The organism is Aeromonas sp. Y293-4, from assembly GCF_027705905.1.
In the GTDB taxonomy this organism is placed as follows: Bacteria; Pseudomonadota; Gammaproteobacteria; order Enterobacterales; family Aeromonadaceae; genus Aeromonas; species Aeromonas veronii.
Genome location: NZ_JAPDCI010000019.1, coordinates 40117 through 54178, shown reverse-complemented (window position 1 = coordinate 54178; position 14062 = coordinate 40117). Strand labels below are relative to the sequence as shown.

Genomic DNA, 14062 nt, shown 5'->3' with positions numbered 1-14062 from the left:
CTTGTCGTGATCTTGCCAACAGGCCCGCAGTGCGGGCCTGTTTGTTCTCTCGGTGTCAGTGGGCTGAATAGACCTGCTTGCCCTTGAACATGGTCCAGATCACCTTGGTCTCTTTGAGCTCTTCGCTTGCTACCTGTTCCAGATTGCGATCCAGCAAGATCAGGTCAGCACTCTTGCCCGCGCTGATGGAGCCAATCTCTTTCTCCCGTCCAATTACCTTGGCGGCGTTGAGGGTATAGGCCTGCAAGATGGCCTGACGGCTGATCTGCTCGCTGGCGGGGGGCAGCAAGCCAAGCTCCCCTTGACGAGTGATCGCGGTATACATGGCGAGGAAAGGGTTGGGGCTGGAGACCGGCCAGTCACTGGCACCGGCGATAATGGCGCCGCTTTGCAGCAAGCTGCCTGCCGGATAGAGGCGGGCTAGCAGTGCCGGGGGCACTTTTCCTTCAAGCAGCAGTGTGGTCGCCACGTTTTTACCGGCCCACAACAGTTGCATCGATGCGGCCACATTGAGCGGTTTGAAACGGGCAATGCTGGCCGGGCTCACCACCTCCAGATGGGTGATGCTGTGCAGCAAGCGGTGATCCCGATTGTGGGCCCGGGCATAGGCGATGGCATCGAGGGATTCACGGACGGCCCGATCGCCGATGGCATGAAAGTGAGCGATAAGTTGATGGGCATCCGCGGTGCGGATCAGCTCGTTGAAACGCTGTTTGTCCAGATCGTCCTTGCCGCTGTAACCGGGACGGTTGAGGTAGGGCTCGCTCAACTTGGCGGTCTGGGATGGATACTCGATGACACCATCTTGAAGGATCTTGATCCCCACCAGTTTAACGTCCGGGGCATCTTGAAACTGCTGTTGCAGCGCCAATACGTCATCGATGATGGTGGGTGAGGCATGTATCCCCACCAGTGCCAGTGCGGATACATGTCCGGTCAGCTTGCCTTCCCGGGAAAGCATGCTGTACGCCGGCAGCAGGCCGGTATCCCGGCGATCCGGCTCGGCGTTGAAGATGGGGGCGAGGGGGCGAATGTTGCTGATAGGGTCCATCCAGGCGGTAATACCCACCTGATTGAGTTGTTTGGCGGCGGCTATGATGGCACTGGCAATCGTCTCGTCGCTGACGGGGGGCAGCGCCTTGAGGATGGCATCCCAGCCGCCTTCCGAGGCAAAGCCATTGAGCTTGCCGGATGGGGTGAGGCCAAAATTACCTTTCAGCGGAGCATAACGACCGGCAAGGGTGTCGGCATCAATGCCAGCCTTGCGCAGCATGGCCTGATTGGCCCAACCGGTGTGGGCATCCGAACCGGCAAGCACTACCGGGATCTGCCGGTATTGCGGGCCATTGAACACCTGATCGAGCAGGGGAAGCTGATGCCAGTAGTCGAGGGAGACATTGCTGTATAGCTCTACATCGCCCAGTGTCAGGCGGGGATCATCCTTGCTGCGGGTCAGAAATTGCTGCACCTGCTCAACCTCACTCATGGCGTCAGGAAAGTTAACCGTCATCCCCTGAAAACCGGCAAATGCCGCATGAACATGGCTGTCGATGAGCCCTGGCATCAAGTACTTTCCTTTCAGATCAAGACGCTTGGCATGGTTGCCGAGGCGGGCACTGACCTCCTGATAGCTGCCGACTGCCACTATCTTTTTACCTTCAATGCCGACCGCTTCCGGGTGAAGGTTCGCCGGATCACCACTGTAGATGGTGCCGCCAAAGATCAGCGTCTGGCTCTGTGACTGGGCATTGGCGGCAGCGGGAAGCGTTACCAGCAGGCTGGCTAGAAACAGCGTTTTGATATTCATGGGCATGACTCCGTCGCTTCGGTGCCCGAAGGCACCGAAGTGGGTAAATGGAAATGAGGTATCGGCTTATCGGTTGATCAGCGGGATACAGATATCAAACACGTAATGATCCCGGTCGGAGTCCGTGCCTGCGTGGTATTGCTCGTAACACGGACGATCGTCGCAGTTCAGCCCTTGACCCACTACCCAGCGAAACGCCGTCTCCCAGCAGGCAACCAGTTGATCGCCGCGAGCGATAAACTGACATACCGCATAGGGGCCCGCGGCGATGGTCTGGGTGGTTAACTGGCGCCCAGCGTGGATCTCTGGCCCCAGCTCGATGCAGACGTCAGTACGGCAACGGGTCTCATCGGTGATATCGGGGATATCCCAATAGAGACTCAGGGTACCCGCCGGTGTCATCGCCTCGTCTGAGGCGAACAGCGCGAGCAAATCCCGATGAGCTTGCTCACAGGTCTCCTTGCCATAGGGGCCCAGGCGGCGCATGTACGCAACGCGCCGGGCGGGCATCAGCCTGACGCTTGCCCCCTGCAACAGACCCGGGTGTTCGGTGACCGGGTGCATGACCAAGCCATCATAGGTGTCAAAGGGAAGGGGATCGTTTCCAATCTTGCTTTTCCAGTTTCCCCCCTGCTGCAGGCGGTATTCCGAGGGGCTCATGGCGAAGTGCAGGCGAAAGGCCTTGGCGAAATTCTGGGAGCTGGAGAACCCGGCGGCCAGTGCGAGGGTGGTGATATCGCTCTGGGGGGAGGCGAGCAAGCGACGGGCAGCGCGCTCCATACGCAGGCGCCGGGTAAATCCGGCAATGGTCTCGCCGACCATCGTCTTGAAAATACGGTGGAAGTGGAAGGTGGAGATGGCCGCCGCCGCTGCGACCTCATCCAGGCCCGGATTGTCATCCAGATGGTGGCTGATGTAGTCCATCGCCTTGAACACGGGTTTGCGATAATCCAGAGCGGACTCCTTGCCAGCCAGCAAAAGTGGGCGTCAGAGTCGGATTTAATCAGAGCCACCTGCCGTTGTCGAACCCGTCCGGCCTGGTCTGGCCACTCATCCTCGTCGCGTTTTTAACGCATTGGCACTCTAATTGCTTGTTGCATGCCAGCGTCAATGATTTGTCTGGGGATGGAAAATGGAAATTAGTGCAAGCAGCCTGATGCAAGAGATGCAGGCGCTCAAGATCGAAGCAGGCGCAACGCCGCTGGCACAACCCGGTCGTCAGGTAACCTCCGACTTTGGTCTGCTGCTGCAACAGGCGCTTGGCAACGTCAACGAACTGCAAGGCGCCGCCAATGATCTGCGTACCCGTTTCGATATGGGTGACAAGTCGGTGGATCTGGCCGAGGTGATGATCGCGGGCCAAAAATCGTCCATCGCCTTTGAAGCCACGGTACAGGTGCGCAACAAGATGGTCGATGCCTACAAGACCATCATGAACATGCCGGTATAAGCGACGCCAATAAACCATGACGACTGAACATCATGAACATGTCAGCAATAAGGACATAAATCGTGGCTACTGACCAAAACGGCGATCTGCTGATAAACGATGAGGGCACCGCCGCCCTCGATGAAAATGAGCAGAAGAGTTCGGCGCTGGGGTTCCTGTCCAACACCGATGTGCTGCGGCAAATCACCCTGATCCTGGGGCTTGCCATTTGTCTGGCCATTGCGGTGTTTATCCTGCTGTGGGGCAAGGAGCCGGATATGCGTCCCCTCGGCACCTACACCACCCAGGAGCTGGTGAAGACTCTCGACTTCCTCGATCAGCAGAAAATTCCCTATGAGGTGGATGGCAAGAGCGTGCTGGTCAACGCCGAAAGCTACCCCACTATCCAGCTGGCCCTGACCCGTGCCGGTCTTGCCAATGCCACCGATAGCAACATCGGTGGTGAAGATATCCTGCTGAAAGATTCCAGTTTCGGCGTCAGCCAGCGGATGGAGAGCGAACGTCTGAAGCTGAGCCGCGAGCGCCAGCTGGCGAGCGCCATCGAACAGTTCCAGAATGTGGCCAAGGCCCAGGTGCTGCTGGCTATCCCGAAAGACAACGTGTTTGCCCGCAACGAACGCAAACCCAGTGCCACCGTGGTGCTCAACCTGAAAGGGGCGGCGCTGGGGCAGGGGGAGGTGGACTCCATCGTCGATATGGTTGCCTCTGCCGTGCACGGTCTCGAGCCGACCCGCGTCACCGTCACCGACCAGAATGGCCGCCTGCTCAACTCCGGCTCGCAAGACCCAATCTCGGCCCAGACTCGCAAAGAGTTTGCCATGCAGCAAAAGCAGGAGCTGGAGTACAAACAAAAAATTGACGCCATCCTGATCCCGGTGCTGGGGGCCGACAACTATACGGCGGAAGTGGATCTCTCCCTCGACTTCTCCCAGCAGGAGCAGACCCGCAAGACTTACAACCCGGATCTGCCTGCTGTGCGCTCCGAAATGACCATGGAAGAGAACAGCGCCAGCGGCAGCAACGGTGGTGTGCCCGGCGCCCTCTCCAACCAACCCCCTGCCGCCTCCAATATTCCCGAGGAGGCGACCGGTGGTGATGGTGCCAGCGCTGCCGCTTCTGGCCGTTCCCGCAAAGAGGCAACCCGCAACTTCGAGCTGGATACCACCGTCAGCCATACCCGTCGCCAGATGGGTGGCATTCGCCGCATGACCGTCTCGGTTGCCGTGGATTACAAAGCGGTGCCCGGTGCCGACGGGGCCGTGACTCGTGAGGCGCGCACCCAGGCAGAACTCGATACATTGCGTCGTTTGCTGAGCGGTGGCCTTGGCTTTGATGTGACCCGTGGTGATACCCTTGAGGTGGTCGCGATTCCGTTCAATCGCCCAGAGCTGGATACCGTGGCCGAAGTGCCGCTCTACGATCAGCCCTGGTTCTGGCGTGCGGTGCGGATTGCCGCCTCGGTACTGGTGATCATCGTCTTGATCGTCACCGTGGTTCGCCCCATGCTCAAGCGACTGCTCTATCCGGATGCCAAACCGGAAGGGGAAGTGGATTTCGACAACCACACCGTACTGGGTGGCGACGACGAGTTGAGTCTGCTGTCAGCACAAGTCGAGAACGATCAGGTATTTGGTGTACGCGATGGCCAGCTGAAACTGCCGGATCTGCACCGTGACGAAGACTTGCTCAAGGCGGTACGTGCGCTGGTGGCGAACGAGCCGGATCTGGCCGCTCAGGTCATTAAAGAATGGGTAACGAACAAAGATGCCTGAAGAAAAGAAGAGTCAAGTCACCGGCAATGACATCACCGACAGTCAGCGCCAGATCCTCGACCAGATGTCGGGGATGGAGATGGCTGCGGTGCTGATGCTGAGCCTCAATGAAGAGGATGCCGCCCAGATCTTCCGTCATCTCGAGCCCAAGCAGGTGCAGCGGCTCGGTATGTCGATGGCCTCCATGTCCGACTTCAGTCACGATCGGGTGGCGGCGGTGCACCGTCAATTCATCGACGATATCCAGAAGTACACCAACATCGGTATCGGCAGCGAAGACTTCGTGCGCAAGGCGTTGGTGGCGGCCCTTGGCGAGGACAAGGCGAGCAATCTGGTGGACCAGATCATTCTCGGTTCCGGCGCCCGTGGCCTCGATTCGCTCAAGTGGATGGATGCCCGTCAGGTGGCCAGCATCATCCAGAACGAACACCCGCAGATCCAGACTATCGTGCTCTCCTATCTGGAGCCTGAACAGTCCGCCGAGATCCTGAGCCAGTTCCCGGAGCAGGTGCGCCTCGATCTGGTGATGCGTATCGCCAACCTCGAAGAGGTACAACCGGCGGCACTGCAAGAGTTGAACGACATCATGGAGAAACAGTTCGCCGGTGCGGCCGGTGCCCAGGCAGCCAAGATGGGCGGCCTGAAGGCTGCCGCCAACATCATGAACTATCTGGATACCAATATCGAAGGCCAGCTGATGGACTCCATCCGCGAGTCGGACGAAGAGATGAGCCAGCAGATCCAGGATTTGATGTTCGTATTCGAGAACCTCATCGATGTGGACGATCGTGGCATCCAGACCATGCTGCGGGAAGTGCCTGGGGATCTGCTGCAACGCGCCCTCAAGGGCTCCGACGATCAGATGCGCGAGAAGATCTTCAAGAACATGTCCAAACGGGCGGCCGAAATGCTGGCGGACGATCTGGAGGCCATGGGGCCGATCCGGGTCTCCGAAGTGGAAGCGGCCCAGAAAGAGATCCTCTCCATCGCCCGTCGTCTGGCGGATGCTGGCGAAATCATGCTGGGTGCCGGTGGCGGCGAGGAGTTCCTCTAAGCCATGGCCCATAAACAGAATTGCGATGCCAAGCCCGCATCAGGCAGTGGTGAGGAGCCGCGCAAAGCATGAACAACAAACTGCGTGGTTATGTGCGCCCCGAGGGTGATGATGCCCGGGTTGAGACCTGGGGCTGGCCCGAGATGGAGGTCGAGGTAGAGGCGGGGGCGCCTACCAATGCCCTCGGCCTGGCCCCTGACTGGTATCAGCAGGAAGAGGAGGTGATGGAGCCGGAGCCCGAACAGGAGCCGACCCCCAGCATCACCGCCGAAGAGCTTGAAGCGATCCGTCAGGCCGCCTGGGAAGAGGGGATGGCAGAGGGGCGCGAGTCCGGTTATGCCAAGGGAATGGAAGAGGGCAAGCTGGAAGGATTGCAACAGGGCCACTCTGCCGGTCTCGAACAGGGGCGCGAGGAGGGACTGGCCATGGGCCGCGAGCTGGTGGAGCAGGAGATCGCCCACTGGCAGGGGCTCGCCGCCCGCCTTGCCAATCCGCTTAACGAGCTGGATCAGGCGGTGGAGCAGCAGCTGGTCTCGCTGGTGATGCAACTGGCCCGCGCGCTCATTCGTCACGAAGCGGAGACCTCCCCCCGCATTTTGCTGGAGGCGCTTAAAGAGGGGCTGGCCTTGCTGCCTGCCGCCGAACAGGGGGTGACTCTGATGTTGCATCCCGACGATATAGCGCGAATCGAACAGGCATTTGGCGCCGAAGAGTGCGCCAAGCGCCACTGGCGATTGCAGAGCGATCCCACCCTCTCCCCCGGCGATCTGCAATTGGCGACCGAGCTATCCAGCATCGATTTGACCCTCTCCGGGCGCATCGATCAGTTGCTGCGCAACTTCTTGCGGGACAATGCGTCGCAGAAACCGGCTTCGCAGGACTCACGCCCATAACCGATGCCGGACGTTGCTGTCCGGCTGCACTTTTTAGCTCTCAGGAGGCCAGATGAGCGGCTCGCTACTGAACCGGTTGCAAGGGTACAAGGTACGCGACAGCGCCCCCAAACCGCCGGTCGCCGGTAAATTGACCCGGGTGGTGGGGCTGACCCTCGAAGCCATCGGCTGCCGTGCCGCCATCGGTGCCCTCTGCCGCATCGATACCCTTGATGGGACGCTGGAGGCTGAAGTGGTCGGTTTTTCTGGCGATCGCCTCTATCTGATGCCGAGCGAGCAGCTCAAGGGGGTGATCCCCGGTGCCCGGGTGGTGCCCATCACCGAAGAGCACGGCATTCCGGTCGGCATGAACCTGCTAGGCCGAGTCATCGACGGCATCGGCCAGCCACTCGATGGGCTCGGCCCCATTCTCTCCTCCCAGACCGTGCAGTTTGCTCAGCACCGCATCAACCCGCTCTCTCGCCGCCCGATCCATCAACCGATGGACGTGGGGGTACGCGCCATTAACGCCGTGCTGACGGTGGGGCAGGGCCAGCGGATGGGGCTGTTTGCCGGTTCCGGTGTCGGTAAATCGGTGCTGCTTGGCATGATGACTCGCGGCTCGGTGGCGGATGTGGTGGTGGTCGGCCTCATCGGTGAACGGGGCCGGGAAGTGAAAGAGTTTATCGAAGACATTCTGGGAGAGGAGGGGCGAGCCCGCTCCGTGGTGGTAGCGGCTCCCGCTGATGCCTCGCCGCTGATGCGGCTCAAGGGGTGTGAAACGGCGCTGGCCATCGCCGAGTATTTTCGCGATCAGGGGCTTAATGTGCTGCTCTTGATGGATTCACTGACCCGTTATGCCCAAGCCCAGCGTGAAATCGCGCTGGCGGTGGGCGAGCCGCCAGCGACCAAGGGCTATCCACCGTCGGTATTTGCCAAATTACCGGCGCTGGTGGAGCGGGCGGGTAACGGCAGTGACGGCCAGGGCTCCATAACCGCCTTCTTCACCGTCCTGACCGAGGGGGATGACCTGCAAGATCCCATTGCCGATGCTGCGCGGGCGATCCTCGATGGCCACATAGTGTTGTCGCGCGAGCTGGCCGATGCGGGCCACTATCCGGCTATCGACATCGAGAAGTCCATCAGCCGGGTCATGCCCATGGTGACCTCGCCGGAACATATGGATTTGGCGCGCACCCTCAAGCAGTTCTACTCCCTCTATCAGCAGAACCGGGATCTCATCACCATCGGCGCCTACAGTCAGGGTTCCGATCCGCGTATTGACCGCGCCATCATTCAAAAACCCTATCTGGATCAGTTCTTGCAGCAGGGGATGCGCGAGGTCATTCACTACGATGATGGCCTGCAAGCCTTGCAGATGGTGGCGATGCCATTGATGCGCTGATGATGGTCGGTAACAGAGAGGTCGACGATGAGTAAAGGGTTGGTATTGTTGGCCGATCGGCTGGTGGAGGCGGAGCAGCAGTGTGCGCTGGCGCTGGTGAAGGCGCAGCAGGATCTCAAGCTGTTCATGGATCAGCAACATGCCCTCAACCAGTACCGCCAGATCTATCACCAGCAGTGGACCGATCGCGGCCTGCAGGGGATTTCACCTCAGCAAAACACCCAGTATCACGCCTTTATCAACAAGCTCGAACAGGCTGCGACCCAGCAGTACGAAGGGGTGTTGCAGGTGCGTCAGGCGCTGGAACAGCGCCGTGAAGAGTGGCTGGCTGCCCAGCAGCGGCGCAAGGCGGTAGAGCTGTTGCTGGAGAAGCAGGCGAGCCGTGAGCAGCAGAAAGCCCAGCGTCAGGAGCAGAAGATGCTGGATGAGTACACCATGTTGCGACGCTTTCATCAATCTGGCCTGTAACTTGCACTGATCTGGACATTGTCGGCGGCCATCTCTTTGGGGGCCACCAGAATTCAGGGATCCCATCATGATGCAGACACTGTTGACACAAACGCCTTCGGCTCCGGCCAACGGGTTGGACAAAGCGCCTCTGAGCGGTTCCGTCGAGAGCAAAAGTATCGATGGGGGAACCGGCAGCGACAGCAAGGGGGATTTCGCCACCCTGATTGCCAAGGCCCGGAACAGCGAACAGGGCGCCGCCGAGGCCACTCAGGGCGGTAACCATGTCCGATCAGCCAAATCTTTGGCGACCGAGAGCGCCTCTCCCAAAGAGGAGACCAGCAAGGAGCAGGATCCTGACGCCGACAACAAGGTGGAGGAGGTCCCTGCCACCGACTTTCTGCTGCGCCTGCAAGACTCCCTCAAGCTCGATACCTCGCTAGTGACTCCCCAGCTGGCGGTGGCGGCCCAACAGAGCGCCACTGCGGTAGACGGCAATCCGTTGCCGCAAGAGGGTGAGCTGGAGGGGATTGCGCTTGATGAAGGCGAGCAGACTCCTGCCGCTGCCAGAATTGCCAGCCAGCTTGCCGGTCAGACCGGGGCGCAGTCGCCGCTGGCGACGACCGCCAACTCGACTCCAGAAACCACGGTATCGTCTTCAGCGGCGCGAGTAGTGGCGCAGGGCGATGCCTCTGCTGCCGTTCTCTCCTCTGAAGGTGAAGATGCCGCCACTACTGCGGATGGGCAGTCCGGGGAGAAAGCCTCTGCCAAGGGAGAAACCCTCGGAGCAGATGGCCAGCACACCAAGCCCCTCACGGGGGCAGAGCGGATGGCCCAGCTGGCCAAGGTGCTGCCGGTCGATGAGTCGGCAAGCACTGCCAAATCCGCTGAGTCACTCGCTGCAAAAGAGGCTGGCGACAGCAAATCCGATCTCGCCGCCAGCAATGCTTTGACTAACAAGGGGCAGGCGACGCAAGCCGCGACTCAGGGGGCCGCGCTCAAGGCCTTCAATGAGGGGCTCAAGCAGCCTGAGGCGGGCGCTGCAACCACTTCAGCAACTGCGGATGGAAGTGGGGTAGCTGGCAAGGGGACAGAAAAGAGTGCTGCCGAGGGAAGCCAGCAGCCAGCCACCGCCGCCAATCAAGGTTCGGCGCACGTGATGACGGCGCAAAGTGCCGCAGAAAGTGCCGCAGCCCAGAGCAGCGTAACGACAAATGCGACGACTCAGAGCGATAGCGCTGCCGCCCCCGTGATGGCGGCGCCGCAGCAGGTGTTGGCACAGGCCGAATCTCAGGGGCCGCAAGCGCCGCTGTCGACCATTTCAGCCGGCATCAAACAGATGGAAGTGACGGGCACCGACGAGGTGCGAAAAGCGGTTTCGCTTGAGGTAAAACCGAAGGCCGGTGAGGCGGAGAAGAGCCTGGTTGCGACGACATCTAACAGTGAGAGCAGCCCGAGCCAGACCGTTCAGCATGGCCAGAACAGCCAGACTCAGCCACAGGTAGCCGATAGCCGGGCGCCCGCCGCTGAGACGACGCTGCGCCGTGAGCCGCAGAATTTACCCCATTTGAAACTGGCCAGTCAGGAAGCACCTGCCGAATTGCACCAGAAGGTCAATGTGATGCTGGCCGAAAAACTGCAACAGGCGGAAATTCAGCTCGACCCACTCGGCCTTGGCAAGATGAAGATCCAGATCCAGATGGGCGCCGACAGCCAGGCCAACGTCCATTTTGTGGTACAACATGGCCAGACCCGCGAGATGCTGGAGCAGGCGATGCCCCGGCTGCGTGACATGCTGGCAGGGCAGGGGATCCAGCTTGGTCAGACGCAGGTACAGCAGCAGTCGCAACAACAGCAGCAACAGGGCCAGCCCACCTTTAACGGGCAGGGGCAGCAAGGCCAGAGTAGTGGTCAGCCGCGGTCCGGTAACGGGCTGGTTGAAGGGGAACTCACCACATCCAACCCCAGTTTGCTGGTGGAATCGACAAACGGTTCCGGAATTGATTTCTATGCTTGATGCAATCCCGAGTAAGTTTATGATATCGAACAAGTTTGAGACTAGGGTGGACAAGGGATGGCTGACGATAACGAGTTGACGCTAAAAGACCCGGCTGCGGGCAAGAAAAAGAAGCTGATCATTATCATTGCCCTGGCGGTAATTTTGCTGGGCGGTGGTGGTGTTGGCGCCTTCCTGATGCTCTCCGGCTCCGATAAACCGCCCGCTGAAGCGGCGGAAGGTGCCGAGGCTGCACCCAAGGAGGAAGCGCCTAAACCTTCCCTCTATGTCGGTATGCCGCGCCCCTTTGTCTTCAACGTCGCAGGTGCCCAGCGAGATCGACTGGTGCAGATCAAGATCCAGCTGATGGTGCGCGGTACCGCCGACGAGACGCTGGCCAAACAGAATATCCCCCTGATTGAAGGCACCTTGCTGCGGGTATTCAGCGCAGCCAGTGCCGAACAGCTGATGACCTTTGAAGGCAAGGAGAAGCTGCGCAAGGATTCACTGGAAGAGTGCCGTCGGGTGCTCAAGGACCTGGTCTCTTCCCCCGTTATCGAACAAGTGCTGTTTACCGGCTTTGTAATGCAGTAGGTGAAGCGTGAGCGATCTGTTAAGTCAGGACGAAATTGATGCCCTCTTGCACGGTGTCGATGATGTCGAAGAGGAAGAGATAGGCGGCGCTGGAGACCCCGGCGTAGCCCAGTTTGACTTCTCCTCCCAAGACCGCATCGTCCGTGGTCGCATGCCGACGCTGGAGCTGGTGAATGAACGTTTCGCCCGCCATATGCGGATCAGCCTGTTCAACATGATGCGTCGTACCGCCGAGGTCTCCATCAACGGGGTGCAGATGCTCAAGTTTGGCGAGTATGTTCATACCCTGTTTGTGCCGACCAGTCTCAACATGGTGCGGTTCCGCCCGCTCAAGGGGACGGCGCTCATCACCATGGAGGCCCGACTGGTCTTCATTCTGGTGGAGAACTTTTTCGGTGGCGATGGCCGTTATCACGCCAAGATTGAAGGGCGCGAGTTCACGCCGACCGAACGGCGCATTATCCAGATGCTGCTCAAACTGGTGTTTGAGGATTACAAGGATGCCTGGGCGCCGGTGATGGACGTGGGGTTCGAGTATCTCGACTCCGAAGTGAACCCGGCGATGGCCAACATCGTCAGCCCGACCGAGGTGATCGTGGTCAGCTCGTTCCACATCGAGCTCGATGGTGGCGGCGGCGACTTCCACGTGGCGATGCCCTACTCCATGCTGGAGCCGATCCGCGAGCTGCTGGATGCCGGTGTGCAGAGTGACAAGGGGGATACCGACGTACGTTGGAGCAAGGCGCTGCGTGACGAGATCATGGACGTCAAGGTGGAGCTGCGGGCCAAGCTGCTGGAGACCGAACTCACCCTGCGTGAACTGATGGAGCTGCGACCCGGCGATATCATTCCGGTCGATATGCCGGAAAATCTGCTGGTTTTTGTCGAGGACTTGCCCACTTTCCACGCCAAGATGGGCCGCACCAAGGATAATGTGGCGCTCAAGATCACCGACAAGCTCAAACGTCCGGAAGGGGTCAAGACGGAGATGCATCTGGTGACCCGGGGCGGGGTACGAATTGATGGCGAGGCCGAGCTGGAAGAGCTCGAGCGCAGTATCGAAGATCAACAGCGATAATTGACGGTTTATTACGGTAAACGGTCACGAAGTAGCATAAGGAAACAAGATGAGCGGAACTGAGGAAGAGGATCTGATGGCTGATGCCTGGGCTGCGGCTCTGGAGGAGCAGGTGACGGCGGAAGCCAAGCCAGCCCCGCTGGAAGAGTTGAAAGATGATGCCCCCATCAGTGCCGAGGAGCGTCGCAAGCTCGACACTATTCTCGATATTCCGGTCACTATCGCCATGGAGGTGGGCCGCAGCCAGATCAGCATCCGCAACCTGTTGCAACTGAACCAGGGCTCGGTGGTGGAGCTGGATCGTGTTGCAGGCGAGCCGCTGGATGTATTGGTCAACGGTACCCTGATCGCTCACGGCGAGGTGGTGGTGGTGAACGACAAGTTCGGTATCCGCCTGACCGACGTCATCAGCCAGATTGAACGGATCAAGAAGCTCAAATGATGCGCCTCCTGTTGTTATTGCTGCCTGTTCCGGCCTTTGCCGAGACAGCGGCATCTGCCAACGTGCCTAGTCTGAGCTCCTGGTTGCTCTCCAGTCTGATGGTGATTGGTCTCATTCTGGTGCTGGGCTTTCTGCTCAAGAAGAGCAAGCTGGCGACCGCCATGGGGGGCGGCCAGATGCGGGTCATCGCCTCGTTGCCGGTGGGTTACAAAGAGAAGCTGCTGGTGGTCAAGGTGGGCGAACAGCAACTGCTGGTCGGCGTAACACCGCAGCAGGTCAACTTTCTCTACCGGCTGGAGGAGCCGCTGGATGAAAACCAGCCGCAGGCGTTTTCCCAGCAGCTTGGCAAATTGATGGGCAAGCATGAAAAAAGCTAACGGCTTATGGCTGAAAACGGGGCTGCTGGTCAGCCTGCTGATACCACTGTTTTGCTCCTGGCCTGCGCTGGCACAGGACGCCATGTCGGCGGTGACCGTCAAGACCATGGGGGATGGCTCTCAGGAGTACAGCCTGACCCTGCAAGTGCTGGCGCTGATGACCGCGCTCTCCTTCTTGCCGGCCATGGTGATCATGATGACCTCGTTTACCCGCATCATTGTGGTGTTGGGTATCTTGCGCCAGGCGATCGGTCTGCAACAGAGTCCCTCCAACCAGGTGTTGATCGGCATCGCCCTGTTCATGTCGTTCTTCATCATGTCGCCGGTGCTGGATCGCATCAATGATGAGGCATTGCAGCCCTATCTGGCCGAAACCATTCAGGCAAAGGAGGCGCTGGAGCGGGCCGAGTTGCCCATCCACCAGTTCATGCTGGCCCAGACCCGGATCAAGGATCTCAATACCTTTATGGAGATCGCCAACGTGCAGGTGGAGAAACCGGCCGATGTGCCGCTACGAGTGTTGATCCCGGCCTTTGTCACCAGCGAGCTGAAAACCGCCTTCCAGATTGGTTTTATGCTGTTTTTGCCGTTCCTGGTCATCGATCTGGTGGTGGCCAGTATCCTGATGGCGATGGGGATGATGATGCTCTCGCCGATGATCGTCTCGCTGCCTTTCAAGCTGATGCTGTTCGTGATGGTGGATGGCTGGAACCTCATTTTGGGGTCATTGGCCAACAGTTTCGGACTGGGTGCCGGTTAGCCGGTCGA

At 59.6% G+C, this 14062-nt stretch carries 14 protein-coding genes; 12 read left to right on the top strand and 2 right to left on the bottom strand.

What is annotated here, in order from left to right:
- Positions 1 to 55 precede the first annotated feature (55 nt).
- Positions 56 to 1807, bottom strand: a complete 1752-nt coding sequence (locus tag OKC31_RS18365) for an amidohydrolase (RefSeq protein ID WP_270657375.1) — start codon at positions 1805 to 1807, stop codon at positions 56 to 58.
- A gap of 66 nt (positions 1808 to 1873) precedes the next feature.
- Positions 1874 to 2785: an AraC family transcriptional regulator gene (locus OKC31_RS18360; RefSeq protein ID WP_270657374.1), complete on the bottom strand. Its 912-nt coding sequence runs from the start codon at positions 2783 to 2785 to the stop codon at positions 1874 to 1876.
- 154 nt (positions 2786 to 2939) lie between these two features.
- Between OKC31_RS18360 and fliE the strand changes: the two genes are divergently transcribed.
- The 12 genes from fliE to fliP all read left to right on the top strand — a co-directional run bounded on the left by fliE (position 2940) and on the right by fliP (position 14054).
- Positions 2940 to 3257, top strand: coding sequence for a flagellar hook-basal body complex protein FliE (fliE, locus tag OKC31_RS18355; RefSeq protein ID WP_005353687.1), 318 nt, complete (start codon positions 2940 to 2942; stop codon positions 3255 to 3257).
- Between the two features lie 62 nt (positions 3258 to 3319).
- On the top strand, positions 3320 to 5029 hold the full coding sequence (fliF, locus tag OKC31_RS18350) for a flagellar basal-body MS-ring/collar protein FliF (RefSeq protein ID WP_005334750.1): 1710 nt from the start codon (positions 3320 to 3322) through the stop codon (positions 5027 to 5029).
- On the top strand, positions 5022 to 6083 hold the full coding sequence (gene fliG, locus OKC31_RS18345; protein ID WP_005334749.1) for a flagellar motor switch protein FliG: 1062 nt from the start codon (positions 5022 to 5024) through the stop codon (positions 6081 to 6083). The genes fliF and fliG overlap by 8 nt, the downstream gene beginning before the upstream one ends.
- A 68-nt stretch (positions 6084 to 6151) precedes the next feature.
- Complete coding sequence (gene fliH, locus OKC31_RS18340; RefSeq protein WP_270657373.1) at positions 6152 to 6976, top strand: flagellar assembly protein FliH; 825 nt, start codon at positions 6152 to 6154, stop codon at positions 6974 to 6976.
- Positions 6977 to 7028: 52 nt separating this feature from the next.
- Positions 7029 to 8360, top strand: a complete 1332-nt coding sequence (gene fliI, locus OKC31_RS18335; RefSeq protein WP_005334747.1) for a flagellar protein export ATPase FliI — start codon at positions 7029 to 7031, stop codon at positions 8358 to 8360.
- Between the two features lie 27 nt (positions 8361 to 8387).
- Positions 8388 to 8828, top strand: a complete 441-nt coding sequence (fliJ, locus tag OKC31_RS18330) for a flagellar export protein FliJ (RefSeq protein ID WP_270657372.1) — start codon at positions 8388 to 8390, stop codon at positions 8826 to 8828.
- A gap of 67 nt (positions 8829 to 8895) precedes the next feature.
- Positions 8896 to 10824: a flagellar hook-length control protein FliK gene (locus tag OKC31_RS18325; protein WP_270657371.1), complete on the top strand. Its 1929-nt coding sequence runs from the start codon at positions 8896 to 8898 to the stop codon at positions 10822 to 10824.
- A 57-nt stretch (positions 10825 to 10881) separates the two neighbouring features.
- Positions 10882 to 11397 carry a flagellar basal body-associated protein FliL gene (gene fliL, locus OKC31_RS18320; protein ID WP_042054463.1) on the top strand — a complete coding sequence of 172 codons (516 nt, stop codon included), beginning with the start codon at positions 10882 to 10884 and terminating at the stop codon, positions 11395 to 11397.
- 7 nt (positions 11398 to 11404) lie between these two features.
- Positions 11405 to 12475 carry a flagellar motor switch protein FliM gene (fliM, locus tag OKC31_RS18315; RefSeq protein WP_005334736.1) on the top strand — a complete coding sequence of 357 codons (1071 nt, stop codon included), beginning with the start codon at positions 11405 to 11407 and terminating at the stop codon, positions 12473 to 12475.
- 49 nt (positions 12476 to 12524) lie between these two features.
- Positions 12525 to 12917, top strand: a complete 393-nt coding sequence (gene fliN, locus OKC31_RS18310; protein ID WP_005298791.1) for a flagellar motor switch protein FliN — start codon at positions 12525 to 12527, stop codon at positions 12915 to 12917.
- A complete protein-coding gene (gene fliO, locus OKC31_RS18305) occupies positions 12914 to 13294 on the top strand; it encodes a flagellar biosynthetic protein FliO (protein WP_005362049.1) in 381 nt (126 codons plus the stop codon). The genes fliN and fliO overlap by 4 nt, the downstream gene beginning before the upstream one ends.
- Positions 13281 to 14054: a flagellar type III secretion system pore protein FliP gene (gene fliP, locus OKC31_RS18300; RefSeq protein ID WP_005334729.1), complete on the top strand. Its 774-nt coding sequence runs from the start codon at positions 13281 to 13283 to the stop codon at positions 14052 to 14054. Before fliO ends, fliP begins: the two co-directional genes overlap by 14 nt.
- The last annotated feature ends 8 nt before the right edge of the window (positions 14055 to 14062 follow it).